The sequence below is a fragment of the Micromonospora sp. NPDC005324 genome (genome assembly GCF_040607155.1).
Classification (GTDB): domain Bacteria; phylum Actinomycetota; class Actinomycetes; order Mycobacteriales; family Micromonosporaceae; genus Micromonospora; species Micromonospora trifolii.
Genome location: NZ_JBEXGE010000030.1, coordinates 20289 through 46822 on the forward strand (window position 1 = coordinate 20289; position 26534 = coordinate 46822).

The following is a 26534-nucleotide window of genomic DNA, read 5'->3' on the forward strand; positions in this document are numbered from 1 at the left end:
CGTGAGCTGGACTCGCTGACCCGCCCTGCATAGCGTGGGCCCTGGCCGGGGCGGGCAGACCCCGGTCATCACCTCCGGGCCCGGTTCGCCCGATCGACGTGAGCAGGGCGAGTCGATGCGCGTGCTGCATGTGAACAAGTTCCTCTACCGCCGTGGCGGCGCGGAGGCGTATCTGCTCGATCTCGCCGACCTGCAACGGGTTGCCGGCGACACTGTCGCCTACTTCGGCATGAGCCACCCGGAGAACGAGTCGCCGCTGCCGTACGCCGCGCGGTTTCCGTCCGAAGTGGAGTTGGAGCCGGCGCCGAGCGGGGTGCGGCCCCGCGCGGTGGCCGTCGGCCGGATGCTGTGGTCGCCGACGAGCCGCCGCGGCCTGGCCCGGGTGATCGACGATTTTCGGCCGGACGTGCTGCACCTGCACAACATCTACCACCAGCTCTCCCCGTCGGTACTCGCCGCGGCCCGCGCCGCCGGTGTGCCGTGCGTGCTGACCATGCACGACTACAAGCTCGCCTGCCCGAGCTACCAACTGCTGGACCGGGGCCGCCCCTGCCAGGCGTGCGTCACCGGTGGCCCTTTGCAGGCGGCCCGTCGCCGCTGCAAGGACGGGTCGCTGTCGCGCAGTGGGCTGCTCGCTGTCGAGTCCTGGTTGCACCGGCAGCTCGACGCGTACGACCCGGTGCAGCTCTTCGTCAGCCCGAGCGGGTTCCTGGCCGACGTGATGCGCCGCGCGGGCGTCTACCCGGACCGGTTGCGGGTGGTCAACCACTTCGTCGACCTGACCGGCGTGACGGCCAAGCAGGCGCCCGGCGGCGGTGTCGTCTTCGCCGGCCGGTTGGCGCCGGAGAAGGGTGTCGACGTGCTGATCGAGGCGGCCGCCGCCCTGCCGGACGGAATCCGCGTGGACGTCGCCGGAGACGGCCCGGCCCGCCCGGCGTTGGAGGCCCTCGCCGCACGGCGGGTGCCCGGCCGGGTCCGGTTCCACGGCCGTCTCGACAAGCCGCGCCTGCACGAGCTGATCCGGTCGGCGGCGGTGGTCGCCGTTCCGTCACGGTGGCACGAGAACCAGCCGATGACGGTGCTGGAGGCGTTCGCCTGCGGGGTGCCGGTGGTCGCCACCGACCTGGGCGGGCTACCCGAGCTGGTCGAGCCCGAGGTGGACGGCCGCGTCGTCGCCGCTGAGGCGCCGACGGCCCTCGGCGACGCGCTCAACGACCTCCTGGCCGACCCGGAGCGGACGTACCGGATGGGCCGGGCCGGCCGGGCGAAGATCGCCGCCCAGTTCGCCCCGGACCGGCACCTGGACCGCATCCGTGGGCTGTACGCGGAGGCCGCCGAGGCGCTGCCGTCGCGGCGGCGGGCCGGCCGGGCCACCGCCGGTGGGGGAGCGGCCCGGTGAGCCCGGTGCGGGTGCTCTACCTCGCCGGCAGTGGTCGCAGTGGCAGCACGCTGGTCACCACGGTCCTGGGACAGCTGCCGGGCTTCTTCGCTGCGGGCGAGCTGCGATACCTGTGGCGGCGCGGCATCCTGGAGAACCGGCCCTGCGGCTGCGGATCCCCGGTCGCCGACTGCCCACTGTGGACCCGGGTGAGCGCCGACCTGACCGACGCCGACCCGGCCGGAATCGCCGCCCGGTTGGCCCAGCGGCTGCGGATGCGGGGGTTGCCCGCACTGCTGCGCCGCCAGCGTCGGGGGCAGCCGCCGGTCGCGGGCCACCCCGACGACAGGCAGCTGGCCCGGCTCTACGCCTCGATCGCCGAGCACGCCCTGGCCGGCCGGTCGGACGGTGTCATCGTCGACTCCTCCAAGCTGCCGCCGTACGGGGCCCTGCTCGGCAGCCTGCCCGGCATCGACCTGTACGTCCTGCACGTGGTGCGCGACCCGCGCGCCACCGCGTACTCCTGGCGTCGCCGCCGCCCGCTGGACGGGCGCGCCGACGACCAGCTGATGAGCCGTCCACCGGTGGGCAAGGCCGCGCTGCTCTGGCTGGTCTGGAACACCGCGACAGTACGACTGTGGGGCGACCGCCGCCGCGCGCCGGGCCGGTACCTGCGGGTGCGGTACGAGGACTTCGTGGCCGACCCGGCCGGAATCACGGCCCGGATCGCCGGCTTCGTCGGCGCCGTCCCCGACGAGCGTCCGTTTCCGACACCGGCCACCGTGCGGCTCGCCCCCACCCATTCGGTGGCTGGCAATCCGTCGCGGCACCGCACCGGGCTGGTCGACGTGGTCGCCGACACCGAGTGGCTGACCGGGCTCCCCACCGGCGCGTACGCCGTGGTGACCGGGCTGACCGCAGTGGCCCTGACCCGGTTCGGCTATCCGTTGCGCCGCCCGAGGGTCACCCCTCCCGCCGCGGGCCCGGTTGTCTCCCCGTCACCCGCCACCCGGCAGGAAGGCTGAACGATGCTCTCACTGGTGGTGGGCACCGGTCGGTGCGGTTCGACTCTGGTCCAGGAGTTGCTCTCCCGGCATCCCGCGGTCGGCTTCGTCTCCGGTCTGGACGACAAACTGGCCCGGCTCAACCCCAGGGGCAGGTTCAACGGCGCGCTCTACCGGCGCTCGGCGCCGCGCCCGGCGGGGATGACCTCGCTGCGGCACAGTCGACGGTTGCTGGAGCGGGGCCGGCTCCGGGTGGCGCCGTCGGAGGCCTACCACCTGCTCGACCGGCAGGTGCTGGCCGGCTTCTCCCGACCGTGTCGGGACCTGGTGGCCGAGGACCTGACCCCGTTCGTGGCCCGGCGGCTGCGGGCCTTCTTCGACGAGCGGATCGCGCGGCAGGGCTGTCAGCAGTTGGCGCAGCACGTCACCGGGTGGCCGCGGACCGGCCTGCTGCACGCCGCGTACCCGGACCTGCGGGTGGTCAACGTGGTGCGCGACGGCCGGGCGGTGGCCAACTCGTGGCTCCAGATGGGCTGGTGGGACGGCTGGCGCGGGCCGGACAACTGGATCTACGGCCCGCTCCCGTCCGATTTGCGGGAGGAGTGGGTCGAGTCCGCCCGCTCCTTCCAGGTGCTCGCCGCGCTGGGCTGGAAGATGCTGATGGACGCCTTCGCGCAGGCCCGGCTGCGTCACCCGGCCGACCAGTGGCTGGACGTGCGCTACGAGGACCTGGTCGAGCAGCCGCGCGAGCAGGTCGGCCGTATGCTCGACTTCCTCGGGCTGAGCTGGTCGGCAGCCTTCGAGAAGGGCTTCTCCCGGTACGACTTCACAGTGGGCCGGGCGGAGGCGTACCGGGACGAACTCAGCCCGGCGCAGCTCACCGCGATCGAGCGGGTGCTGGAGAAGCCGTTGGCCGAATGGGGTTACCCGGTCTACGGCACGCTGCAGGAGTAGAGGACCGCCGTGAGCATGCCGACAGTGCCGGTCACCTGGGTCGACGTCCAGCCGCCGGGGCCGTTCGCCACCAGGCGGAAGGTACCGCTTCCGATGCCCAGCAATCCGCCCGGGATGGTGACCGAGGTGGCGCTGGCGCTGAGGGTTCCGCCGCCGGTGAAGCCGCCCGCCAGCGACCAGGTGAAGCCGCTGCGGGTCAGGCCGCCGACCGGCAGGGTCCAGGTGAAGGTCGGCGGGGTGAGCACGCCCGCGGTGCACTGAAGGTTTGTCGGCGGGTTGACGGTGCCGGCCTGGAGGGAACCGCTGCCGTACTCGGTGTCGGTCCAGGCGGCCAGCGTCGACTGCGGCGGTGGGAGCACGACGGCGGTGCCGGCGAGCAGCAGGGCCGCGGCGCCCGCGAGCCAGCGCCGCCGGACGTGGCCGGTTCGCTGCCGGGCCGGCAGAGCGGGGATGCGCGCACGCCTCACGGCCGCCCCACCCTGATCCGGTGCCGGCGCGTGGCGAGCATGAGCAGCAGGCCGGTGACGAGCGCACCGCCGCCGGCGAACACCGGTGTCCACAGGTTGGTTCCGGTGCGGGGAAGCGGGCCCACAGTGCCGCCCGCCGATGCGCTGTCGCCGAATCCGGTGGCCGTGACGATCAGGTCCGCCGACCCCGAGGCCACCGAGTTGGCGAGCAGGCTGGCGGTGACGAGGACCCAACGCTGCTGGTCGGACCGCATCGAGCTGATGGTGATCGGGTGTGCGGCCACCCTGGTGGCGGGACCGTCGGCGAGGACCTGCTCGCCCTGGCCGGCGGGGCAGGCATCCTGCACCCAGCGGATGGCGCAGATGGCGACCATCACCTGGAGTCCGTCCGGCCGGACGGTGAGCGGGCCCAGCGCCGACAGCGAGATGGTCACCTCGCCGGGCTGCTCCGCGTGTGCCGAGACGCCCACCTGCCAGGGCACGGGCTGGTCCGGCGCCAGGTTCGTCATGCGATCGTTGTCGCCGATCGAGACCAGGGTGAGGTATCTGCTCCGGATGACCTCTTCGGTGGTGTCCGCGCGGGCCTGGCCCGGTGTCGCCAGTACCGCGGCGGCGACGCCCGGCAGCACCGCCAGCACGACCAACATGCGCCCCAGTGTCGAGTCGCCGTGCGCTCCCGTACCCCTCGGCTGGGTGTCGACCTCCGGCGCCGCCGCCACCTCGTCCGGCACCGCCGAACCCGGCCCCCGACGGCGCCACGTGCGGCCTCGCCGGGTCCCCGGCGCACCCCCGCGCGGCCAGAACGCCCAGGTGACGATCGCGGCTGCCCCGATCGTGATCAGACTCGTGGCGTACACGTTGGACACGGCTCGCACCGCGTACCCGAGCCTGGGCACCGACCACTCCACGAGCCGTACGTGGCTCACCGCGTGCGGCGCGGCGTCGTTGGACTCGTTCGCGTCTCCCCGCAGGGTGAGCAGGCGAGTTGGCCCGCCGCCGATGGCGATGTCGACGACCCGGTGGGTGATCGGTGGCAGCGGCGTGCGGTCGACGGTGACGACGTCTCCCACGTGGACCTCGGAGGCGGGGATCTCGCGCACCACGGCCAGTGACCCGGCGGGAATGGTCGGGCTCATCGACCCGGTCTTGAACAGGATGAGCGAGATGTCGAAGAAGAAGGCCAGCGGGACGAGGACGACGCACGCCGTCCCACCGACGGCGAGCACTGTCAGCACCAGGTCACCGACCCGGGCGAGGGTGCCATGCCGCCGATGTTCGCGTCCCACCATCTGAAGATCCTTTACGTAGACGTGGCAGTGAATTCCCAGGTGACGACCCCGGTCGTGCCCTGGTACGTGTTGCTGGCGCCGGACTGGACTCGAACCTCGAAGCAGAACCGCAGCTGCGGCGTCGCGCCGCCCGGCACGGTGATGGGGGACGACACCGGCGAGCCGGGTACCGCGGTGACGGCCGAGTAGCTGGGCCCCACGATCCAGGTGGGTGAACCGGAGAAGGCGGCGGCGGCGCACGGGGTGCTGGTGGTGGCGGTCCGCACCGCCCGGTACTCGAGCGCGGGCAGCAGGGCACCGGAGTTGTTCGACGAACTCGTCAGCGCGACCGCGCCACCGACGTTCGTCGTCGAGGTCGTCCGGATGTCGATGAAGGCGTAGAACGACACCGAAGGGGACATCGCCGTCGCGTTGAACGCCAGCGTCGCGGCGTTCGCCACCGGCGTGTGGCTGGCCCAACTACTGGAGGCGGTCTGCGACTCGGTGCCGAAGACGCTCGCGCCGAACGACCCGGTGCCGTACTCGCTGTCGGTCCACGCGGCGAGCGTGGACGTCGTTCCCAGGCCGAGAACGAGGGCGCCAGCGAGTACGGCACGGGTCCGGCGAAGCCGTGGTGTTCCGGCCGGCGTCCGACGGTTGACCACGGCCACCACCTAGACGGACTCGGCCAGGAGCTGCCAGGTTTCCGTGACCGACGTGCCCTGCACCAGGGTGCCCCCCCGCCGTGACGACGAAGCAGAGGTTCACCGCAGCGCCGGGCGTCGTGGGAGGGGTGCCCTGCGTCAGGTTGAACGGCACAGCGCCGGCCACCGAGTTGAGCGGAGTGCCCTGTGCCACGATCCAGGTCGGGGTGGTGGGTGTCGCGCTGCAGTTGGCGAAGGCGGGGACAGTCGCGATCCCGTAGGTGAGGCCGACGAAGGCGGGTGGAGCGGGGGTCGCCGACGCCACGGTGACTGTCGCGTCGTACGTCGTGGCCGCGGTCAGCCGGACGGCGAACGGTGCCGCGACCACGTCACCCGGGCTGATGTCGTCGAAGCCGGTGCTGAAGGTCAACGCGGCCGCCGTGCCGGCGGTGGGGTGCTCGGCGTAGGTGGTGCCGTTGGTGCTGCCCTCCATGCTGAAGGTGCCCGCCGTGAACGTGCCCGTGGCGTACTCCGAGTCGTTCCAGGCGGCGAGGGTGATCGTCGCGCCGAGGCCGAGGACGATCCCTCCGGCCAGGATGGCCTTCAGCTTGCGACGGCGGCCTCGACTGCTCGATCTCTCCACTGCCATCCCTGTGGGTTCACTCAGCCCAAATCACCACATAAGTGTGCACACGAGCGCCTTGCGAATCGGCCTGGGCTATCGACGGCCGTCACGGGGGCGGCTAATCTTTGGCCCCACACCATCGATGTGAGGAGATGCGATGGCGCGCCGTACCGGCCGACCCTCCTACCAGTTGGACAAGGCCGACGTGCGTCACCGCGGCACAGTGCGCTTCGTGGCCGTCGCGGGCGTGATCGCACTGGTCACCGCGTTGCTGGGTGGGTTGATCGGCTACCAGTTGGGCCGCCCGGACGCGACCGAGGCGACCATCGCGAGCATCAAGCAGGACGAGGCGAAGCGTGACGCTCAGCAGATCGTGGAGCTGATCGGGACGGCCCGAAGCGTTCGCGACCAGGTCGCCCCGGTGCTGGCCGCCATCAAGACGGAGACGGCTGGCGGACGTGCGCCAGACCCGGCGCAGGCGCGCCAGTGGCAGGAGGTCATGCGCCGGGCGGCCGCGCCGTTCGCCGACCCGCCGTCGGGGACCACCGCCACCAACGTGGCGCGCGGAGGGTTGCGCGGAGCGGTCCAGCAGGCGTCGCTGGCCGTCGACGCCTACGCTCTGGCGGCCGGCGCTCCGGCCGCGCAGCGTGCGGCCCTGCTGGACGTCACAGCGCGGCAGGCGGCCGAGGCCGCGACGATCTGGTCGGTCGCGGCGACCCAACTCGACCAGATCAGCGTCGATTCCGGCCAGGGCCACCAGCATGTGTTCCTGGACACAGACCCCCACGAAGGGGCCCTCACCCCGGACGGGGCGGCCGAGGGAACCGGCGGCTGAGGCGCCTTGCGGGGCAAGTGTCGGTTTTGCCGGCGAGGGTCGGCGGGCCGGGTCGGCCGAGCGGTGACGGCGTGATCTGGGGGCGACCCGCCGGATCGGGTACGGTCGCTTATCGCAAAGTCTATGAATCAGATTGGCTTTCTGTGCAATGGAAGCCGAATCGGAGGGACACAGCCGTGAGGTTCCCAAGCGCCGTCCGTCAGGCCGGCCTCGTCGTGGCCGTCGCCGCCCTCGCGCTGACCGCGGGTTGCGCGAAGAAGGACGACAGCGAGGTCCAGGCGAGCGGCGTCAAGCTGGTCGCGGCGGGCAAGCTGACCGTCTGCACCCACCTGCCGTACCCGCCGTTCCAGTCCAAGGACGCCAGCGGCAAGGTGACCGGCTTCGACGTCGAGATCATGGACCTGGTCGCCAAGGAGCTCGGCGTCGAGCAGACGATCATCGACACCCCGTTCGAGGGGATCAAGTCCGGCCAGGACCTCAACACCGGCAAGTGCGACGCGGCCGCCGCCGGCATGACCATCACCGAGGAGCGGCGGAAGGTGATCGACTTCTCCGATCCCTACTTCGACGCCACCCAGGCGATGCTGGTGAAGACCGGCAAGACGTACAAGTCGCTCGACGACCTCAAGGACAAGAAGCTCGGCGTCCAGGCGGCCACCACGGGTCGTGACTACGCCAAGAAGCTCGAGGCGGAGAAGGGCCTGAAGCTCGTCGAGTTCGAGGACCTCGCCGCCCTCCAGCAGGCCGTCGCCAACGGCCAGGTCGAGGCCGCCATCAACGACCTGCCGGTCTGGACCGAGTACCTGAAGAAGAACCCGGGCGGGTTCGAGGTGGCCGCCGAGTTCGACACCGGCGAGCAGTACGGCTTCCCCGTGAAGAAGGACGCCAACCCGGAGTTGCTCAAGAAGATCAACGAGGTGCTGGCCAAGGCCAAGCAGGACGGCACGTACAACACGATCTACGAGAAGTGGATCGGCAAGCAGCCGAGCGCCTGAGCCGCAGAGCGGCCGAGCGCCTGAGCGCCACGCAGTACCGGAGGGCGCGCGTCCCGCGCGCCCTCCGACGTCGGTAACCTCCGGGAAGGCAACGAGCGAAAGTGAAGCTGCGACGCCGCCAGCGGGAGCGGCTGTCCCTCGGGCTCCAGTACCTGGTCTTCATCGCCATCATCGCGACGGTGCTCGTCGCCGCGGACTGGGACAGGTTGGCCGACGCGTTCTTCCGCGTCGACATCATCAAGTCGATGTTCCCGACGATCATCACCGTCGCGCTGCGCAACACCATCCTCTACACGCTGGGCGCGTTCGCCTTCGGCCTCGTTTTCGGCACCATCCTGGCGCTGATGCGGCTGTCCCGGGTGGCGCCGTACCGCTGGGTGGCGACGGCGTACATCGAGCTGTTCCGGGGTCTGCCCGCGCTGTTGGTGCTCTTCCTCGTCGGGTACGGCATCCCGATCGCCTTCCCGGAGCGTGAGATTCCGGGCGGCGTGTTCGGTTCGATAGCGATCGGCCTCGGGTTGACCGCCGCGGCGTACATGGCGGAGACGATCCGAGCCGGCATCCAGGCCGTGCCGAAGGGGCAGATGGAGGCGGCGCGGACCCTCGGCATGTCGCACTTCACCGCCATGCGCACGATCGTCATCCCGCAGGCGTTCCGGATCGTGATCCCACCGCTGACGAACGAGCTCATCCTGCTCACCAAGGACTCGTCGCTGGCCTACGTCCTCGGGGTGACGGCGCAGACGATCGAGATCACCAAGTTCGGTCGGGACATGCTCAACGACCGGGTGAACGCGACCCCGCTGCTGGTGGCCGGTCTCGCCTACCTGGTGATCACCCTGCCGCTGTCGCAGGTGGTACGACGCCTCGAACTCCGCTACGCCAAGGCTCGGTGACCCCGATGACGACCACCCCTTCCCGCCCCGCCGTGGAGATCCGCGACCTGCACAAGTCCTTCGGGCCGCTCAAGGTGCTCAAGGGCATCGACTTCGAGGTCGGCCAGGGCGAGGTGGTCTGCGTCATCGGGCCGTCCGGCTCCGGCAAGTCGACACTGCTGCGCTGCGTCGATCTGCTGGAGGAGCCGACGGCCGGCAAGATCTGGGTGAACGGGGTCGAGATGACCGACCCGGACGTCGAGATCGACGCGGTCCGTCGTGGCATCGGCATGGTCTTCCAGTCGTTCAACCTGTTTCCGCACCTGACCGTCCTGAACAACCTCACCATCGCCCAGCGCCGGGTGCTCCGGCGAGGTCGGGCCGAGGCCGAGCGGATCGCGCGGGCCAACCTGGAGCGCGTCGGGCTGACCGACAAGGCCGACGCCTTCCCGGCGCAGCTCTCCGGTGGGCAGCAGCAGCGGGCGGCGATCGCCCGGTCGCTGTCGATGGAGCCGAAGCTGATGCTCTTCGACGAGCCCACCTCCGCGCTCGACCCGGAACTCGTCGGCGACGTGCTCACCGTCATGCGCAAGCTGGCCGAGGACGGTATGACGATGATGGTGGTCACCCACGAGATGGCGTTCGCCCGCGACGTCGCCGACCGGGTCGTCTTCATGGATGGTGGCGTGGTGGTCGAGCAGGGGCCGCCGCAGGAGGTGCTGGGCGCGCCGAAGCACGAACGGACCCGCGCGTTCCTCTCCCGGGTCCTCGACCCGACTCACGTCGCGCAGCTCGGTGGTCCCGACCAGACGGGCCCACAGTCGACCGGCTGACGACCGCCACGACTCTGACCACAGCCTCCGTACATATGTCCGCCGGGCTGCCGCATTGACGGCAGCCCGGCGTCTGCCTGCGTGTCAGCTTCATGTCAATCGACGAACGTCGTGATGTCAAGGTAATCTTTTTGCAATCAGACCTGTACTTTCGTCGATGGATTACATAAGTTGCAGGCATCCATCGAAAGTTCTGAGTCTTCCGAGCAAAGTCCGCGACGAGCCTCACCCTCAGTCGTGCCATGCCACCGCCGCCCGTGCTCGGCGGTCGATGCACCCTGCCCTCGTCGCGTCTTCGCCCGGTCGGGAACGGAGACCCATGGACGATCACGCTGGTGGCCCTCACCGCCACCTGTCCCGCAGATCGTTGATCGCCACCGGTGCGCTCGCCGCCGGAGCGTTGGGCGCGTCCGCGCCAACGATCGGCACCGCGTTCGGTGGCAGCCCCGCCCGGGCCGCCGCCGGTGTCACCAAGAAGATCACCATCTACGCCGAGCAGTTGCCCGGCAACCTGTTCGGGTACGGCCTGGCGCCCGGTCAGGCCACCGTTCCGGGCCCGGTCCTGGAGATGTACGAGGGTGACACGCTGGAGATCACCCTGGTCAACACCACCAACCAGCGGCTGTCCATTCATCCGCACGGGGTGGACTACAGCACCGAGTCCGACGGCAGCCCGTTCAACGCCTCGTACAACAACCCGGGCGAGACGCGGACGTACGTCTGGCGCTCGCACGAGATGGTGGCCGCTGCGGGCCGGCGGTACATGCCGGGCAGCGCTGGCTACTGGCACTACCACGATCACGCGATGGGCACCGACCACGGCACCGGCGGTGTCGCGAAGGGACTGTACGGGGCGCTGATCGTTCGACGGCGTGGCGACATCCTGCCGTCGAAACAGTTCACGGCGGTGTTCCACGACATGATGATCAACAACAGGATGGCCCCGGCGACCCCGATGTTCGAGGCGAACCTGGGCGAGCGCGTCGAGTGGATCGCCATCGGCCACGGCAACCTGTTCCACACCTTCCACCTGCACGCGCATCGCTGGGCGGACAACCGTACCGGGATGTTGGAGGGGCCGAGCGACCCGAGCCTGGTGGTCGACAACAAGGACCTCAACCCCGGCAGCTCGTTCGGTTTCCAGGTGCTGGCCGGGGAGGGCGTCGGACCCGGCGCGTGGATGTACCACTGCCACGTGCAGACGCACTCCGACGGCGGCATGGCCGGGATCTTCCTGGTGCGCAACGCCGACGGCAGCATGCCGCCGGGTGCCGAGGAGGCGATCCACCGGTTCCAGGGCCACACCCACACGCACGGAAGCTGACCGAACCGAAAGTGGGGACGGGCATGACCAGAAAACTACGACGAACCCTCGCCGCGGTAGCGGCATTAGCGACACTGCTCCCGGCGACGACGACGGCGGCCACTGCCGCACCACGAACTGCCGCCGGGCAGGCGGCGGCGCCGCAGCAGACAGCGGTCCTGGTGTTCCACGGCCCGGTGGCCGAGCAACAGGACCCGGTCGCGCGCGCGGTGGACACCATCAAACAGCTTGGTGCCGTTCATGACATCGATGTCACGGCCACCACGGACCCGGGTACCTTCACCGCGACCGGGCTGTCCGCGTACCGCAGCGTGGTCTTTCTCTCCGCGACTGGCGCCGCGCTGAACCGCGACCAGGAGTCGGCGCTCCAGAACTACGTCAAGGCCGGCGGCGGTTTCGTCGGCATCGCCGACGCCGCCCGCGCCCAGGTCGACTCCACCTGGTTCACCGGGCTGATCGGCACCCGCCCGGCCGGCGCCATCCCGGTCGCCGAGCCGGTGACCCGGGTGACCGCCAGCGGGGAGAACCCGCCCAACGAGACCAAGGAGAAGCTCACCGACGGCGACGCCAACACGAAATGGCTGGTCCGCACCCCGACCGCCTGGGTGGCGTACGAGTTGAGCGCGCCGAAGAAGATCACCGGGTACGCGCTCACGTCGGCCAACGACTCCGCCGGCCGGGATCCGAAGGACTGGACCCTGCAGGGCTCCACTGACGGTCAGAGCTGGACCGACCTGGACCGCCGCACCGGGCAGACCTTTGCGGACCGGTTCCAGACCCGGCGGTTCGACATCGCCACGCCGCAGGAGTTCACGCGCTACCGGCTGAACGTCACAGCGAACAGCGGTGAGCCGCTGGTCCAACTCGCCGACCTGCGCCTGTTCACCGGCAGCACCACAGCCCCGGAGCCGCCCGCGGTGAACCGCGCCGTGGTGAACATCCTGGACCGCAAGCACCCGGCCACCGCGTCGCTGCCGATGACCATCACCCGGTCCGACCGCTGGGAGAACTGGGACCCGAACCCGATCGGCACCGTGCACACCCTCGCCCAGGTCGAGGAGCGGCACTACAACCCGGGGGCGGCCGCCAACGGCGCCTTCCACCCGGTGTCCTGGTGCCGGGACTACGACGGCGGCCGGTCGTTCTACACCGGCATGGGCCACACCGAGGGCAGCTACGGCGAGGAGGCGTTCCGCACGCACCTCGCCGGCGCCCTCAACTGGACCACCGGTCGGGTACGTGGCGACTGTCAGGCCACCATCGCCGCGAACTACAAGGTGGAGCGACTCACCGCAGCCAACCAGACCGGGCAGCTGGACCAGATCGGCGAGCCGCACGGGCTCACCATCGCGCCGGACGGCACTGTCTTCTACGTCGGCAAGGCGGCCTGCCCGAGCGGCCCGATCGCGGACTGGAACAACCCGAAGGTCGGCCTGGGCTGCGGCACCATCCACTCCTGGGACCCGCGTACCAAGCAGGTCAAGCTGCTCACCACCCTGGAGGTGATGGGCAACCGGGGCAGCGGCTCCGAGTTGGTCAAGAACGAGGAGGGCCTGCTCGGCATCGTGCCCGACCCCGCGTTCGCCGAGAACGGCTGGCTCTACGTCTACTGGATGCCGCACGACTCGGTCGACCGGGTGAAGCGGGTCGGTCAGCGGACCGTCTCGCGGTTCACCTACGACCGCCAGGCGCAGACCGTCGACCAGACCACCCGCAAGGACCTGTTGCAGTTCCCCGTGCAGATCCACAGCTGCTGCCACGCGGGCGGCGGCATGGCGTTCGACGCCAAGGGCAACCTCTACGTCGGCTCCGGCGACAACAACTCCTCGGAGGGGTCGCAGGGCTACGCCGGCAACAACTGGACCCAGGAGTACCAGGGGATCTCGTTCCAGGACGCCCGCCGCACGTCGGGTAACACCAACGACCTCGCCGGCAAGATCATCCGGATTCACCCGGAGCCGGACGGCACGTACACCATCCCGGAGGGCAACCTGTTCCCACCGGGCACCGAGAAGACCCGGCCGGAGATCTACGTGATGGGCGTGCGCAACATCGCCCGCCTCCAGATCGACCCGGTGCACCAGTGGCTGACCGCCGGCTGGGTCGGCCCGGACGCCTCGTCGCCAAGCCCCACCCTGGGCCCGGCGAAGTACGAGACGGCCACCATCATCACCTCGGCCGGCAACCAGGGCTGGCCGTACTGCATGGGCAACCGGCAGCCGTACCGCGACCGCAGCACCACCGACGCGACGGTGCTGACCGGCTGGTACGACTGCGACAACCTGAAGAACACCTCGCCGCGCAACACCGGCCTGGTGGACATCCCGGCGGCCCGGGACAACATGATCTGGTATTCGCCGGACGGCGGCGGCCCGGTGTTCCCGAAGCGGACCGACGGCAGCGGCCTGCCGACCTACGTGGCGGCCGACGCCACCTACACGCAGCCGTACCTGCGCGGCGGCGGGCAGGCCATCATGTCCGGCCCGACGTACCACCGCAGCCTCGTCGACACCACCAGCGGCGTGGCGTGGCCGGAGCACTGGGACGGCAAGTGGTTCATCGGCGACCAGTCGAACGCCGCCAACCGGGTCGCGGTCACCGTCGATCCGGCCGGCGTGCCGCAGGCCGCCCCACCGGTGTACGCCGAGTCGCTGCGGGCCATCATCCCCGGTGGCAACGGCGACACCCGGTTGCAGAGCTGGATGGACGCGAAGTTCGGCCCGGACGGCGCGCTCTACCTGCTCGACTACGGCGGCGGCTTCTTCAGCCTGCACGCGAACCAGAAGCTGATCCGGGTCACCTACACCGGCGGAGCGCCCACCCCGGCGCCGGCGGCGACCTCGGTCGCCGTACAGAACAAGCCGCTGACCATCGCCTTCACCGGTTCCCGCTCCGGCGGCGTCAGCCACCGCTGGGAGTTCGGCGACGGCGCCACGTCGACCGAGGCGGACCCCCGGCACACGTACGCCACTGTCGGCACCTACACGGCGAAGCTCACCGTCACGTACGCCGACGGTCAGACGGAAACGGTGCAGACCACTGTGACGGTGGGCTGCGCGGTGCCCGACGACCGGTCGACGGTGTGGCTCGGCGACACGGACACCGGGGTGCCCAGTCGCACTGTCGGGCAGGGCTGCACGGCCAACGACCTGATCGACGACGAGAGCACCTGGGCCGACCACAACGGTTTCGTCCGGCACGTCACCGCTGTGGCCCGCGCGTTGCAGGACGACGGCCTGCTCAGCACCCGCGAAGTGGGCACCCTCACCCGACTGGCCGCCGCGTCGGAGATCGGCCGGAACGGGCACACCGGGTACGAGCCCCTCTTCGACGGCACCGCCGAGTCGCTGCGCGGTTGGCAGCAGGCGCCGTCGGGACAGTTCGGCATCCAGCCGGACGGGTCGCTGCGCTCCAGCGGTGGCCTGGGCATGCTCTGGCACACCAGGGAGCTGGGCGACTTCTCGCTGAAGTTGCAGTTCAAGGACATCGCGCCGGGCACTGGCCGGGCCAACTCCGGGGTCTTCACCCGGTTCCCTGACCCGCGCATTCCCCTCGACCAGCGCCCACCGGACAGCTGCGGCACTGTCGGGTCGGCGCGGACCTCGCAGGCGTGGGTGGCGATCTACTGCGGACACGAGATCCAGATCTACGACGGTGACACCGGTGAGCCGCAGAAGACCGGCTCGGTCTACAACTTCGACCCGGTGCCACTGGCCCAGGCCGGCGTGACGCCGAAGAACGAGTGGAACGACTACGAGATCCGCGTCGTCGGCCAGCACTACACCATGATCCGCAATGGCGTGGTGATCAACGAGTTCGACAACACGCCCGGCAAGCAGTCGTCGCGTGCCGGCGACCCGCCGACCGACCTGCGGCAGTTCCTGCGCGGCTTCATCGGCCTGCAGAACCACGGTGACAACGACCTGACCGAGTTCCGCAACATCCGTGCGCGGGAACTCTAGGAGTGACGATGAACCGACGACTGACGGCCGCGCTGGCGGCGCTTCTGCTCACGGTGATCCCGTTGGCAGCAGTGCCCGCCTCCGCCGCCCCGCGTGTCGCCGCCGACCAGGTGTTGACCTGGACCGCCGACGACAGCATCACCCAGTACAAGTCCGCGCCCACCACGGCCGTGGCCGGAGCGACCACGATCATCTGGGAGAACAGCGCGGCCACCGGCAACACCACCGGGATGCCGCACACGCTGACCTTCGACACCAGCACCGAGGGCTACAACCACGACGTCACACTCAACATCCTGGCCAGCCCGTTCGACGCCAACGACGGCCGCCACCAGGCCACAGTGACGCTGACCCCGGGCCGGTACCGGTACTTCTGCTCGATCCCCGGCCACAGCTCGATGGTCGGTGAGTTGGTGGTCACCGAGGGCGGTGGCGGTGGCGACACCACCGCGCCGACAGTGACCGCGGCGGTCTCCGGCGACAAGGACCAGGACGGCAACTACCTCGGCGCGGCCACTGTGACAGTGACGGCCACCGACGCCGACTCGGGGGTACAGACCGTCGAGTACCAGGTCGACGACACCAGCTTCCTGCCGTACACCGAGCCGGTGCGGGTGACGGCGATCGGCGACCACGCGGTGCAGTTCCGCGCCACCGACCAGGCCGGCAACACCAGCGCCGTCGGCTCGGTGGCGTTCCGGATCGTCGAGCCGGGGGAGGAGGACACCACCGCGCCGGTGGTCACGGCCGCGCTGGCCGGCGACCGCGACGGCGACGGCAACTACATCGGTACGGCCACCGCCACGTTGACCGCCACCGACAGCGGATCCGGTGTCGCCACCATCGAGTACGCCCTGGACGGGGCGGCCTTCACCGCGTACACGAACCCGATCGTGGTGAACGCGGCCGGGATGCACATGCTGCACTACCGGGCCACCGACGTCGCCGGCAACACGTCGGCGGAGCAGATGTCCCACTTCACCGTCGTCGAGCCGCAGGCCGAGGACACCACCCCACCCACTGTCGCCGCCACGGTTGCCGGTGACCGTAACGACGACGGCGGGTACGTCGGCGGCGCGACAGTCACCGTGACGGCCACCGACGCCGAGTCCGGCGTGGCGAAGATCGAGTACGCGCTCGACACCGGGGCCTGGACGGCGTACGCCGCTCCGGTCGCCGTTCGCACGCCGGGCGCGCACACAGTGCGGTATCGGGCGACCGACACGGCCGGGAACTCCTCCACCGAGCAGTCGACGACGTTCACAGTGGTGGCCGACGGCACCGACACGTGCCCCGATTCGGACACCCGGGCCACCGTGATCATCGACGGGGGTGACACCGGTGTGGCGAACGTGGACACCGGCGACGGCTGCACCATCAACGACCTGATCGACGAACACGCCGACTACCCCGGCCACGCCGAGTTCGTCCGGCACGTCGAAGCGGTCACCGCCGCGCTCGTGACCGGCGGCACGCTCGACCGGCGGCAGCAGGGCGCCATCGTCCGGGCCGCGGCCCGATCGGACGTCGGCGCATGAGTCCTCGAACCTCACCGACAGGGAGTACCACGATGCCCGGACGTACCGTCGCCAAGCTCGCCACCGTGAGCGCCGTCATCGCGGCCTCGGTGCTGGCCGTGGCGCCCACCGCACACGCCGACCTGGTCACCCACTGCATCGGCACCGGCGGCGCGGTGACAGTGCCCAACGACCTGCTCGTGCCCGCCGGCGAGTCTTGCGCGCTCACCGGCACCACGATCACCGGCAACGTCACCGTCGCGGCCGGCGGCAACCTGGTGGTGACCGGTGGCCGGGTCAGCGGTGAGGTGCGTGTCGCCGCCGACGGCTACCTCGACGCGACCGAGACGACAGTCGACGGCCAGGTGGTGCTCGCGGCCGGGGGGTACGGCATCTTCCTCTCCGACGCCCGCACCGGCACCGTGACCGTACGGCCGAAGGGCTCCACGACCATCGACAGTTTCCTGTTCGCCGAGGCGTCGACGGTCACCGGGCATGTCAACGTCGGTGCCGGTGAGGTCCGGCTCGACCGGGGCACCCAGGTGCAGCGCAACCTCAGCAGCACCGGCACCTACTACACCGACCTGCACGACTCGTTCGTCGACGGCACGCTGTCGGTGCTCAACAGCGCCACCGGCAGCGTGGTGTGCGGCAGTGCGGTCCAGGGCCGGGCCACCTTCGCCGGCAACCTGGGCGGTGTGCAGGTCGGCCCGAACGGTGGGCTCGACAGCTGCGCCTCCGGCGGTTACTGGGGTGCTGACGTCAGCATCACCAGCACCACCGGTGGCGTCACTGTGGACGACAACATCATCAACGGCCAGTTGACTGTCACCGGCAACGACCCGGTCGCCCAGGTGGCGACGAACAACCGGATCCGTGGTGGCGTGACCGGTGACCAGGCGGCGGCGACCGCCAACCGGGCGGCGCGGGTGGCCGCTCCGGACCGGGAGGACGCCGGCGACCAACGGGCCGAGATCCGCCGTACCTCGGCGGTGCAGGAGGCCACCGAGGCGGGCGCCGCCCGGCTCTGACCGATCGACGCGACGGTGGCCGGTCACCCCTCGGGGTGACCGGCCACCGCCGTTGGGCCGGGGCCCGGACCGCCGCGAGCCGCGCTTGCGTGGAGGTTGTCCCATCGACGCGGAGTTGACCAGGCAACTCGTCGGATTGGCCGATTCTGCCCGACTTCGACGTCACCACTAGGGCCATGCGTGGTCTCAGCTGCCCTTCGTTTACAGCGAAGAGGTCGCTGGTTCGAAACCAGCATCGCCCACTCTCAGTTTGTGCAGGTCAGAAGCCCGTCACCGCAGTAGTCGATAACGGGCTTCGCCATATGCGCTGCTCAGATTGGGAGCAGAGGCTCTGGCCGGGTAGTCCCGCGGGCGGAGCCTCACCACTGTGCTCCACCGGTCCGTATCCGACATGGCACCCGTACAGACGCAGCATGCCGACTTGCGCTGTTAATTCGATCAAAATCCGGGAAAGTGCGGTGGACCTGCGATCAACGGCCCAGGCCGCCAAGCGCCGGTCTTAATCACCCGCCAGGAGGTTCGGGGCATGTTTGACGGCTTTGAGGAGTTCGACATCGAGACGCCCGGGGCGACGATCCATGGCCGTCGCGGCGGCAGCGGGCCGCCCGTTCTGCTCCTGCACGGCATTCCCGAGACGCACCTCATGTGGCACCGCGTAGCACCGAAGCTCGCCGAAAACTACACGGTGGTTGCCACGGATCTGCGCGGCTGGGGCGACAGCGGTAAACCGGCGAGTAGCGCCGATCACGAGCCTTACGGCATGCGCGCCGTCGCCCGCGACCAGATCGAGGTCATGCGGAGCCTGGGCTACGAGCAGTTCCACCTCGTCGGGCATGACCGCGGTGCTCGCTGCGCCTATCGCCTGGCGCTCGATGAACCCGACGTCGTTACCCGGCTGGCCGTCATGGACGTCGTTCCCATCGGCGATGTCTATGACCGAGCCGACCGAACGTTCAGCCTCTCCTACTGGGTCTGGTCGTTCCTGGCTGCACCGGAGCCGGTGCCCGAGCAGTTCATCAAGGCGGCGCCCGCGGTGCTCGTCGACTTCATGCTCGACACCTGGCCGAAGGTGAAGGACGCCTTCCCGGCGGAGGTACGGGCGGCGTACGTCAAGCAGTTCAGCGACCCTGCCACGGCCCACGCGATCTGCGAGGAGTTCCGCGCGGCCGCGTCAGTGGACTACCAGCAGGACAAGGCGGACCGGGGAAAACGGAAGATCGCCTGCCCGGTGCTGTTCCTCTGGAGCCAACAGGGCCAGGTCGCGAAGCTCTACGACGATCCGCTCGCGATCTGGCGGGAGTGGGCCGACGACGTACGCGGCGAACCGGTCCCGGTCGGGCATTTCATCCCGGAGGAGGCCCCCGACGAGACCACCCGCCAACTCCGGGACTTTTTAAGGTGACGCCCTGCGGCGCGTCGCCGCGCTGATCACGCTCTTCGCGCGCTGCTTACTCGTGCCCGGCGACGAACAGAAGGGAAACCAATGCCCATCACTCGTATTGCGATTCGCGAGGGCAAGTCCGATACGTACAAGCAGGCATTGCTCGACCAGATCTACGAGGCCATGCGCGAGACCGTCAAGATCAAGGACGGCGACCGTTTCATGGCCATCACGGAGCACGGCGAGAGCGCTTTCGCCCACGGTGATTTCCTTGGTGTCCAGCGGTCGGCTGACCTGGTGCAGATTCAGATCTTCTGGACCTCGGGCAAGTCCTCCGACGCCAAGCTGGCGATGTACCGCGCGATCGTCGAGCGGCTCGGACGCGACCCGGGTGTGCGTCCCGAGGATGTGCTGATTTCGGTGATCGAGACCAGCACTGACAACTGGTCCTTCGGCAACGGGGAAGCCCAACTCTTCAAGGCGCAGTGAGCGCGTCCCGGCAGCAGCATCGCCCGACTGACGGTAACCAGGGGCATTACGATCGGGTGGCCGACGCATAACACCGGACGGCCACTTTCTGCTCCGGGCTCGCACTGCGCCCAATGGCAACGAACGGCCCTCAACGTCCCCACCCCTACCTGCGGCTCCACGTTCGAGCAGCTCAGGGTGGGTGCGGCGTCCAGTTTCACAGCGAAGAGGTCGCTGATTCGATACCAGCATGGCCCACACGCCGGTCGCGCCGGCAAGCTGGCGGCGGTCGCGAACGTCACTGAGCCGTCGGCGGAACAGCTGTCGACAGCAACGCTTGCAGCAACGCCGCCAGACAGCGGCAAGCTGACAAACACTCGCACGGACGGAGCACCGATCGCGCAGCCGTTGCCGGACACGTGCGGACGTGACGCACAGAGCCAACAAGCGAGGGGCCGATGCGTCCGTGGCCCGGGTGTGGCGAAGCTCGGGACGTCGCCGGGCGGCTGCAGCATTATCCGTCGTGGTGGGGCACGTCTGGCGGTGGGCGGGGGTACCGTCGACTGTGGTGGTCTGCTGGTGTAGTGGCTGGTGGTCCGCTGCCCAGACCGCTACCTGGGAGACGATGATGAGCGATTCCGCGACCTTTGGTGCGCGCCTGCGGATGTATCGCGAGCGGGCGGGGAAGACTCGGCCGGTTCTCGGCGGGCTGGTCGGGCGTAGCGCGGAGTGGGTCAAGGCGTTGGAGAACGGCCGGCTACTGCCGCCCCGTCTGCCCATGTTGCTGCGGTTGGCCGAGGTGCTCGACATCTCGGATCTTGCGGATCTGACCGGTGATCAGTCGTTGCCGGTGGCGTCGGTAACCAGGGCGGGGCATTCCGAGGTCGGCAAGGTGGCTGCGGTGATGCAGCGGGCATCGGTGCCGGCGGGCGCGGTGACGCCGGTTGCCGTGCTGCGCGATCTGGTGGATCAGGCGTGGGCGTTGTGGCATCGGTCGACGACTGAGCGGACGGCGGTGGCGGCGGTGCTTCCGGGGTTGCTGACGGATGCGCAGCGGAGTGCCCGGATGCTTGACGGCGGCGACCGCCGGCTGGCGTTGGTGGAGTTGGCGCGGGTGTATCACCTGGTGCAGTTGTATCTGGCGCACCAGCCGTTGCCGGAGTTGGTGTGGCTGGCTGCCGACCGGGCGATGTCGGCCGCCCAGGACGCCGACGACCCTGCGGCGATGGCGGTAGCTGCCTGGTACTACGCGCACGTCTATCGGGGCGCGAATCTGGTGGATGCCGCCGAGCAGGTGCTGGTTGAGGCTGCGGCGCTGGTTGACCCGGCGGCGGGTGGTGAGCAGTTGGCGCGGTGGGGTCAGGTGCAGCTCGGCATCGCGCTGGGGCACAGCAAGGCCGGCAGGGCCGGTCGGGCCTGGCGGGCGTGGGATGGTGCCGACTCGGCCGCGAGACGCCTCGGCGGTGGGTACGTCCATCCATGGCTGATGTTCGGACCGGCGGCTTGTGCGGCGTACGCGGTCACGATCGAGACGGACCTGTGCCGTACGGGTGAGGCGGTGCGGCGGGCAAACACCACGGACTTTCGGGCGTTGCCCTCGCAGACCCGCCGGGCCGCCGCGCTGATCGATGCCGCGCGGGCGCACATGCTGGACCGTGGGGAGGTAGCGGCGGTGCACCTGCTTGGCCGGGCACTGCGGGAGAGCGTCGACACGGTACGACACAACCCGTACGCCCGCACTGTCGCCCTGGAGCTGTCGAACCGGCCGGGCACGGTCGGTGAGGACGCCCGAGAGTTGGCCCTCGCCATCGGCATGATCGGGTAACCCTCCCTCAGGTACAAACTCTCCCTCCCGCAGCCGGTGACCACTCGTAGCGTTCCCGTCACTGGCGGCGGCGAGCCTGTGCCTGCTTGAGACCCGATAGAGCCGGACGGAGCCTCGTCGCCGCCTCCTGTTGCTCGATCGAGGGGCGAGTCTGTGGCGATCTGGTCTGGGGTGCGCGCTTTGATTCGGTGGCTGTCTCGGCGGCCTCAGCCGCCGCGACCGCCCGGGATCGGGCAGCGGCACCAGGACGTTGAGCAGGCGGCGGCCCAGAAGCGTCTCCTCGACCACGCGACGCAATTGCGGCGGTGCCAGGGCTCTCACGAATCAGCAGACCAGCTCAGCGCACGCCGACCGGGGCGTCGCCGGTGACTCGCGGCGTGGCCAACTCGTTCAGCCGGTCAACCGTGAGCAGCAGGCGTGTCTCGTATGACGAATACCTCTCGGCCGCCGCGCTGACTCTCGCCCGCAGGCACCGGCCGGTGTGGTCGTGGCGGCTCTGGCGATATATCTGCCGCTGCGGAGTCGACCTGCCGTGCCGTGCCCGGCACCGGATTCCGATCAGTCGTTGCCACTGGCCACAGGAAGGCGAGCAGTGAGTAGCCGGCAGCAGAAGGCGATCGTCGCGGTTCGCGTCCGAGAGCTGGACGGCAGGTGTAGCTGCTGCCGGACGTGGCTCACGTCGTACCCCTGCTGGCGAGGCGAATGGACGACCGGTCGGCGGACGCTGACGATCACCGCCGGCCTTCTGGCGGGTGCGCGGTGACCGTCCACGGCCCGGTCATGCCGATTTGGAGCTGCGGTGGCTGCGGCCTGCCTTGGCCCTGCACGACCCGCAAGCGCGAGTTGCGCGCGGAGTATGCGGATGCGCCAGTGTCGCTGGCGCTCTACCTCGGGTCCTACCTGGTGCAGGCGACGGAGGACATGCAGTGGACACCGGCCGGTGTGCTGCATCGCCGATTCCTCGGATGGACCAGGAACGCCGAGCTGCCGAATCCAGTAGCACCGCAATCTTCCCGGCGGTAGCCGACTTCCTCGGCCTGCTGCGCACGTAGGTGGTGACGCGAGGTCTCCGGCATCCGGATCGGCCTGATAGCTGAACCGTCCACCGGAGACCTCGCCGCCCTCTGTCGTCGATCGGCGACGGCCATCAGGCCAGGTCAGCTCAGAAGTTGCCGGCCGAGTTGCACTTCACGCCCTGGTCGAGGCAGTTGCGCACCCGTGCGGCGAGCGCCTCGTCCTTCCACGCGTTGAAGAAGTCCGCGTGCATGGAGAACGACGTGCCGGACGCGAGGGTGATGCCGTTCGTGTTCGCGCTCAACGGGTACGAGATCACAAAGGACACCGACGGGACGGGCACCGGGTGGCTCTTCGGGCACGCCCCGGTGTGGTCCCCGTTGGCCATGTGCGCCTTGTGGTCGGGGCTGTCCAGGTGCTTGCCGTCCCAGCAGTCAGGGAAGGTGATCTGCCGGACGATGTTCGCGGTCTTGGCGCAGACCGGGAACGTCCTGTCGGCGCTGCGGCCGATCTCGCCGCCGATGCCGGCGCACCAGAAATGGTTGCCCTGCTTGTCCGGGGTGTCGACCTGGTTCTTGGCATTACCGGTGATCATTCGTAGACCGAACGGGAAAGGCTGGGTCCTGCTCGGGTCCTTCAATCGGGAACCGTAGTAGACGGTCACCTCCTTCGGGTCCACGACCTTGCCGTTCTGGTACATCGTCGGCACCCAGTAGGCGGACTGGTCATCCGGCGAGTTGCAGGTGGTCGCCTTGGACGCCCGCAGCGATTCGGCGGTCGAGTTCGCGTCGGTCGACGTGTTGCCCCAGAACGTGTGGTTGTGCGAACCGCCCACCAGCTTCGGCAGCACGATCGGGTCGTCGCTGTTGTGGTGGCTGGTCGTACAGCCGACGTTGAATTCGGGCACCTTCACGGGGTTGCCGGTCACCGGCTTGGGCTTGCGCGCGAAGAACGCCTTCGTCGCGGCGGCCTGCGCGGCGGCGTCGATGGTGATCCATCCGCCGGATGCGGTGGGCGGGGCAGCGCTGGTCGCCGGCGTTCCCGGCTTCCCCGGCGCGGACGGGGTGGCCGAGGTGCCCGGGGCGCTCGGCGTGGCCGACGGGTCGCCCGGGGTGGTGGCCGTCGGCGCCTCCGGGGCGGACGAGCCGATGCCGGTGTCGCCGGACGGGCCGGACGCGCCGGGCGTTCCCGGTGCCTCCTTGCATCCGCTGGCGAGCGCCACGCTCACCAGCAGCAGGGCGGTGACGGCACGACGGGTGTCGAGGGGTGGATCGGAGATTTATCAACGGGGGCGCACCTTTCTTCCGAGAGGGAAGAATACGAGTGGACCCCCTGCCCGCTTCCAGTTGGGACGATTAATTCTCCCTTAAATAGCGCTCAGCGATTGCCTGGTCAGCTTTGTGGAGCCACTGCGATGTCGGCTCAATCTCAATTCTTTGATTTCCTCCAAAAAACCGTAATCGGCGACCGCGGCGGCACTCCACCTTTTTGGGTGGTCGGCCGACCGAGGCTTGCGCGACACGCGCCCGGTGGGCACATCGACGTGGCGCGGCTCATCCAACCAGCCGAGGCCAGCGGCGGCGGGCTGTGGCACGCTTGGGCGGTGCGGCACTTCGACCTGACCGGCCTCCTGGTGGTCATCGGCGTGCTCACCCTCGCGACTGTCCTCGGCTGGTGGTGGCGCCGGCGCGATGGCCGGATCCGCTCGGTCGTCGCCGCCGACCGACTCGCGGACGTCGGCCCGGACCCCGCCTTGGCGACCCTCGCCGCGCTCGGGGTGCGCCCCGGGGCGGTCACCCTCGTGCAGTTCTCGTCCGCGTTCTGCGCCCCCTGCCGGGCCACCCGCCGCCTCTTGACCGAGGTCGAGGGTCGCGTCGGCGGGATCACCATCGTGGAGATCGACGCGGAACGGCACCTGGACGAGGTTCGCGCGCTCGCGATCTGGCGCACGCCGACGGTGCTGGTGGTCGACGCCGAGGGCGGTGTCGTCCAACGCGTGTCCGGGGTGCCGGGCCGCGACGAGCTGATGGCCGTACTGCGGCCGCTCCTCGCCGGAGTCGCGCGATGACCGGCGCGGCGTTGACCAGCACCGTCTTGATCCGTAGGCGAACAGTGGACCACGGTCGGCTCTCGGCGAGCCTCTGTACGGCGCTCTCCTCCGCCTGAGCCCACTTTCCCGCCTCCGCCGGGCCCCGCCCACCCTCGTGCGCCCCGCGTCCTCGCCGAACGGAACTTCTCACATGCTGCTCGACCCTCGCGCGCCCCGGTTTGCCGCCACCATCACCACGGCAGTCCTTGCCGTCGCCCTCATCACCGGCTCGAACCTGCTGCTGATCGTCCAGGCGGCGATCTTCGCGGTGACCGCCGCCAAGCCCCGTATCGGGCCGTACGGGATGCTCTACCGCGCCCTCATCGCGCCCCGGGTCGCGCCGCCCACGGAACTCGAACCGGCGGCCCCGGTACGGTTCGCGCAGCTCGTCGGCCTGGTCTTCGTGCTGGTCGCGACGATCGGGAACCTGGCTGGTGTGCCGGCGCTCGGTCTTGCCGCGACCAGTGCGGCGCTGGCCGCCGCGTTCCTCAACGCGGCGTTCGACCTGTGCCTCGGCTGCGTCGGATACCTTGCTCTGCGTCGGCTGGCGGGTCGACCGATGGCGGCCCGGGTCCCGGTCGGGCTGTCCTGATCGCGGAGGGGCTTCCCTGTCCTGGCCCGACCGCTTCTCGTCAGCAGCTGTCCTGTGCCGGGCCGTGCCACCGTGCGGACGAACCTTCCCACCTTCGTTGCGTGATTTGCGGAAACAGCGCAGGGCGCGGCCGACGCGGAGAGAATTGCCGCCACGGAGCACACGGGAGCCGGGGGACGTTCGATGGGGTTACGAAGGCGTATGGCGCTCGTGGCGGTGACCGTCGCGGCGACACCGCTGGTCCTCGGCGGGTGCACCACGGAGCGGAAGCCCGCCGCACGCCCCGCCGAGCGGGTGGTGCCATCGCCCGAACTGACCCTCACGCCCGCCGATCTGTCCCGGGACGTGCCGCTCAGCGCCGAGGTGCTTCCGCTCGTCACGGGCGGGAAGATCACCGCCGTGCGCATCGTCGACGACGCGGGCACGCTGGTCCGGGCGGAGCCACGCGTGGACGGCTCGGCCTGGGTGCCGACCGCTCCGCTGCGCCCGCAGCGCACCTACACCGTGGCGGTGACCGCCACCGGCGACTCCGGGCGGACCACCACCCGCACCACCACCTTCACCACCGCGGCGGCGTCGACGAAGCCGCAGGTGACCAGCACCCTCTACTTCGCCGACAAGCAGACGTACGGTACGGCCATGCCGGTGACCATCGGCTTCGATCCGCCCATCGCCAGGGCGGCCCGCGCCGACGTGCAGCGTCGGTTGTTCGTCACCACGAAGCCAGCCCAGCCGGGTGCCTGGTCCTGGGTGGACGACGGCAGCCAGGTCTTCTACCGGGCTCCCGACTTCTGGCGGCCGGGCACGACCATCAGTGTCCGGGCCGGCCTGGAGGGTCTGCCGATCGGCAGGAACCACATCGGTGACGCCGACCGCGCCGCGACGTCCCGGATCGGTCGGCAGGTGGCGCTCGACGTCGACAACGCCACCAAGCAGATGCGGGTGCTGCGGGACGGCAAGCTGATCCGCAAGATCCCGGTCAGCCTCGGCAAGCGCAGCACCCCCACGTCCAGCGGCAAAATGGTGATCATGGAGAAGCACCAGTACACCACGTTCGACACGCGCGGCGAGCCGAACGGCGGCTACGTGGTGAACGTCGAGGACGCGCAACGGCTCACCTGGGGCGGCGAGTTCATCCACGGGGCGCCCTGGTCGGTGTCGGATCAGGGACACCGCAACGTCTCGCACGGCTGCACGAACATCTCGGCGGCCAACGCTGACTGGCTGATGGGCGTCACCCAGGTCGGTGACCTGGTCACCTTCACCGGCACCGAGGTCCGGCTCCAGTCGGGCAACGGCTGGACGGCCTGGAACACCAGTTGGGGCCAGTTCGTCAAGGGCAGCGCGCTGCCCGTACCCGCGGATCTGCGACCGGCCCCGGCGTCGGCGCCACCCGCGCGTGCGGTCGCCGGTGGCGTGCCGACGCCGGGTCCGTCCGCCTCCGGGGGCTGAA

At 69.9% G+C, this 26534-nt stretch carries 23 protein-coding genes, 1 tRNA gene and 1 pseudogene; 20 read left to right on the forward strand and 5 right to left on the reverse strand.

Annotated features, from left to right (window positions below; genetic code table 11):
* Positions 1-115: 115 nt before the first annotated feature.
* From ABZS40_RS26340 to ABZS40_RS26350, 3 genes are read left to right on the forward strand one after another with little or no spacing between them, the layout of a single operon-like run.
* Positions 116-1399 (forward strand): glycosyltransferase, encoded by a 1284-nt coding sequence (locus ABZS40_RS26340; RefSeq protein ID WP_354946173.1) that lies wholly within the window; start codon positions 116-118, stop codon positions 1397-1399.
* A complete protein-coding gene (locus ABZS40_RS26345) occupies positions 1396-2403 on the forward strand; it encodes a sulfotransferase (protein ID WP_354946174.1) in 1008 nt (335 codons plus the stop codon). The genes ABZS40_RS26340 and ABZS40_RS26345 overlap by 4 nt, the downstream gene beginning before the upstream one ends.
* 3 nt (positions 2404-2406) lie before the next feature.
* Positions 2407-3336 carry a sulfotransferase gene (locus ABZS40_RS26350; protein ID WP_354946175.1) on the forward strand — a complete coding sequence of 310 codons (930 nt, stop codon included), beginning with the start codon at positions 2407-2409 and terminating at the stop codon, positions 3334-3336.
* Here ABZS40_RS26350 and ABZS40_RS26355 read toward each other — a convergent pair.
* The 3 genes from ABZS40_RS26355 to ABZS40_RS26365 are packed head-to-tail and all read right to left on the reverse strand — an operon-like array spanning position 3315 to position 5736.
* Positions 3315-3803, reverse strand: a complete 489-nt coding sequence (locus ABZS40_RS26355) for a hypothetical protein (protein ID WP_354946176.1) — start codon at positions 3801-3803, stop codon at positions 3315-3317. The genes ABZS40_RS26350 and ABZS40_RS26355 overlap by 22 nt on opposite strands.
* Positions 3800-5092 carry a signal peptidase I gene (locus ABZS40_RS26360; protein WP_354946177.1) on the reverse strand — a complete coding sequence of 431 codons (1293 nt, stop codon included), beginning with the start codon at positions 5090-5092 and terminating at the stop codon, positions 3800-3802. Before ABZS40_RS26360 ends, ABZS40_RS26355 begins: the two co-directional genes overlap by 4 nt.
* Positions 5093-5103: 11 nt before the next feature.
* Positions 5104-5736: a SipW-dependent-type signal peptide-containing protein gene (locus ABZS40_RS26365; RefSeq protein WP_354946178.1), complete on the reverse strand. Its 633-nt coding sequence runs from the start codon at positions 5734-5736 to the stop codon at positions 5104-5106.
* 260 nt (positions 5737-5996) lie between these two features.
* Here ABZS40_RS26365 and ABZS40_RS26370 point away from each other — a divergent pair, with 260 nt between their 5' ends.
* On the forward strand, positions 5997-6182 hold the full coding sequence (locus ABZS40_RS26370) for a hypothetical protein (protein ID WP_354946234.1): 186 nt from the start codon (positions 5997-5999) through the stop codon (positions 6180-6182).
* Between the two features lie 41 nt (positions 6183-6223).
* Here ABZS40_RS26370 and ABZS40_RS26375 read toward each other — a convergent pair.
* Positions 6224-6364: pseudogene (locus ABZS40_RS26375) on the reverse strand (SipW-dependent-type signal peptide-containing protein); the annotation flags it as partial.
* A 133-nt stretch (positions 6365-6497) separates the two neighbouring features.
* Between ABZS40_RS26375 and ABZS40_RS26380 the strand changes: the two are divergent.
* The 13 genes from ABZS40_RS26380 to ABZS40_RS26440 all read left to right on the forward strand — a co-directional run bounded on the left by ABZS40_RS26380 (position 6498) and on the right by ABZS40_RS26440 (position 22409).
* Complete coding sequence (locus tag ABZS40_RS26380; RefSeq protein ID WP_354946179.1) at positions 6498-7175, forward strand: hypothetical protein; 678 nt, start codon at positions 6498-6500, stop codon at positions 7173-7175.
* A gap of 176 nt (positions 7176-7351) precedes the next feature.
* The gene (locus ABZS40_RS26385; RefSeq protein WP_354946180.1) at positions 7352-8170 is read left to right on the forward strand and encodes a basic amino acid ABC transporter substrate-binding protein; all 819 of its coding nucleotides are present in this window, start codon (positions 7352-7354) and stop codon (positions 8168-8170) included.
* A gap of 101 nt (positions 8171-8271) precedes the next feature.
* On the forward strand, positions 8272-9066 hold the full coding sequence (locus ABZS40_RS26390) for an amino acid ABC transporter permease (protein WP_091406922.1): 795 nt from the start codon (positions 8272-8274) through the stop codon (positions 9064-9066).
* 5 nt (positions 9067-9071) lie between these two features.
* Positions 9072-9878, forward strand: a complete 807-nt coding sequence (locus ABZS40_RS26395) for an amino acid ABC transporter ATP-binding protein (protein ID WP_354946181.1) — start codon at positions 9072-9074, stop codon at positions 9876-9878.
* 319 nt (positions 9879-10197) lie between these two features.
* On the forward strand, positions 10198-11202 hold the full coding sequence (locus ABZS40_RS26400; RefSeq protein ID WP_354946182.1) for a multicopper oxidase domain-containing protein: 1005 nt from the start codon (positions 10198-10200) through the stop codon (positions 11200-11202).
* 23 nt (positions 11203-11225) lie between these two features.
* Positions 11226-15164, forward strand: a complete 3939-nt coding sequence (locus tag ABZS40_RS26405; RefSeq protein WP_354946183.1) for a ThuA domain-containing protein — start codon at positions 11226-11228, stop codon at positions 15162-15164.
* An 8-nt stretch (positions 15165-15172) separates the two neighbouring features.
* Positions 15173-16702 carry a plastocyanin/azurin family copper-binding protein gene (locus ABZS40_RS26410; protein WP_354946184.1) on the forward strand — a complete coding sequence of 510 codons (1530 nt, stop codon included), beginning with the start codon at positions 15173-15175 and terminating at the stop codon, positions 16700-16702.
* A gap of 32 nt (positions 16703-16734) precedes the next feature.
* Positions 16735-17712 (forward strand): hypothetical protein, encoded by a 978-nt coding sequence (locus tag ABZS40_RS26415; protein ID WP_354946185.1) that lies wholly within the window; start codon positions 16735-16737, stop codon positions 17710-17712.
* 171 nt (positions 17713-17883) lie between these two features.
* Positions 17884-17954: transfer RNA gene (locus ABZS40_RS26420), tRNA-Val, on the forward strand.
* A 284-nt stretch (positions 17955-18238) separates the two neighbouring features.
* Positions 18239-19114, forward strand: coding sequence for an alpha/beta hydrolase (locus ABZS40_RS26425; protein ID WP_354946186.1), 876 nt, complete (start codon positions 18239-18241; stop codon positions 19112-19114).
* A gap of 81 nt (positions 19115-19195) precedes the next feature.
* The gene (locus tag ABZS40_RS26430) at positions 19196-19582 is read left to right on the forward strand and encodes a tautomerase family protein (RefSeq protein ID WP_354946187.1); all 387 of its coding nucleotides are present in this window, start codon (positions 19196-19198) and stop codon (positions 19580-19582) included.
* Positions 19583-20189: 607 nt separating this feature from the next.
* Positions 20190-21386 carry a helix-turn-helix transcriptional regulator gene (locus ABZS40_RS26435; RefSeq protein WP_354946188.1) on the forward strand — a complete coding sequence of 399 codons (1197 nt, stop codon included), beginning with the start codon at positions 20190-20192 and terminating at the stop codon, positions 21384-21386.
* Positions 21387-22145: 759 nt separating this feature from the next.
* A complete protein-coding gene (locus ABZS40_RS26440) occupies positions 22146-22409 on the forward strand; it encodes a hypothetical protein (RefSeq protein WP_354946189.1) in 264 nt (87 codons plus the stop codon).
* A gap of 139 nt (positions 22410-22548) precedes the next feature.
* On the opposite strand, the gene ABZS40_RS26445 is transcribed toward ABZS40_RS26440, so the two are convergent.
* Positions 22549-23628, reverse strand: a complete 1080-nt coding sequence (locus ABZS40_RS26445) for a DUF1996 domain-containing protein (protein WP_354946190.1) — start codon at positions 23626-23628, stop codon at positions 22549-22551.
* Positions 23629-23943: 315 nt separating this feature from the next.
* On the opposite strand from ABZS40_RS26445, the gene ABZS40_RS26450 reads away from it, so the two are divergent.
* The 3 genes from ABZS40_RS26450 to ABZS40_RS26460 all read left to right on the forward strand — a co-directional run bounded on the left by ABZS40_RS26450 (position 23944) and on the right by ABZS40_RS26460 (position 26533).
* Entirely contained in the window at positions 23944-24468 is a 525-nt protein-coding gene (locus tag ABZS40_RS26450; protein ID WP_354946191.1) for a thioredoxin family protein, read from the forward strand.
* Positions 24469-24640: 172 nt separating this feature from the next.
* Positions 24641-25081 carry a DUF4395 domain-containing protein gene (locus tag ABZS40_RS26455; RefSeq protein WP_354946192.1) on the forward strand — a complete coding sequence of 147 codons (441 nt, stop codon included), beginning with the start codon at positions 24641-24643 and terminating at the stop codon, positions 25079-25081.
* A gap of 201 nt (positions 25082-25282) precedes the next feature.
* Complete coding sequence (locus tag ABZS40_RS26460; RefSeq protein WP_354946193.1) at positions 25283-26533, forward strand: Ig-like domain-containing protein; 1251 nt, start codon at positions 25283-25285, stop codon at positions 26531-26533.
* Position 26534: the final 1 nt, after the last annotated feature.

Excerpts from the sequence above, each read along its gene's own strand:
- ABZS40_RS26340 (WP_354946173.1), top strand. The coding sequence starts at position 116 with ATGCGCGTGCTGCATGTGAACAAGTTCCTCTACCGCCGTGGCGGCGCG.
- ABZS40_RS26350 (WP_354946175.1), top strand. The coding sequence starts at position 2,407 with ATGCTCTCACTGGTGGTGGGCACCGGTCGGTGCGGTTCGACTCTGGTC.
- ABZS40_RS26360 (WP_354946177.1), bottom strand. The coding sequence starts at position 5,092 with ATGGTGGGACGCGAACATCGGCGGCATGGCACCCTCGCCCGGGTCGGT.
- ABZS40_RS26380 (WP_354946179.1), top strand. The coding sequence starts at position 6,498 with ATGGCGCGCCGTACCGGCCGACCCTCCTACCAGTTGGACAAGGCCGAC.
- ABZS40_RS26395 (WP_354946181.1), top strand. The coding sequence starts at position 9,072 with ATGACGACCACCCCTTCCCGCCCCGCCGTGGAGATCCGCGACCTGCAC.
- ABZS40_RS26400 (WP_354946182.1), top strand. The coding sequence starts at position 10,198 with ATGGACGATCACGCTGGTGGCCCTCACCGCCACCTGTCCCGCAGATCG.
- ABZS40_RS26405 (WP_354946183.1), top strand. The coding sequence starts at position 11,226 with ATGACCAGAAAACTACGACGAACCCTCGCCGCGGTAGCGGCATTAGCG.
- ABZS40_RS26410 (WP_354946184.1), top strand. The coding sequence starts at position 15,173 with ATGAACCGACGACTGACGGCCGCGCTGGCGGCGCTTCTGCTCACGGTG.
- ABZS40_RS26415 (WP_354946185.1), top strand. The coding sequence starts at position 16,735 with ATGCCCGGACGTACCGTCGCCAAGCTCGCCACCGTGAGCGCCGTCATC.
- ABZS40_RS26425 (WP_354946186.1), top strand. The coding sequence starts at position 18,239 with ATGTTTGACGGCTTTGAGGAGTTCGACATCGAGACGCCCGGGGCGACG.
- ABZS40_RS26430 (WP_354946187.1), top strand. The coding sequence starts at position 19,196 with ATGCCCATCACTCGTATTGCGATTCGCGAGGGCAAGTCCGATACGTAC.
- ABZS40_RS26435 (WP_354946188.1), top strand. The coding sequence starts at position 20,190 with ATGAGCGATTCCGCGACCTTTGGTGCGCGCCTGCGGATGTATCGCGAG.
- ABZS40_RS26455 (WP_354946192.1), top strand. The coding sequence starts at position 24,641 with ATGCTGCTCGACCCTCGCGCGCCCCGGTTTGCCGCCACCATCACCACG.
- ABZS40_RS26460 (WP_354946193.1), top strand. The coding sequence starts at position 25,283 with ATGGCGCTCGTGGCGGTGACCGTCGCGGCGACACCGCTGGTCCTCGGC.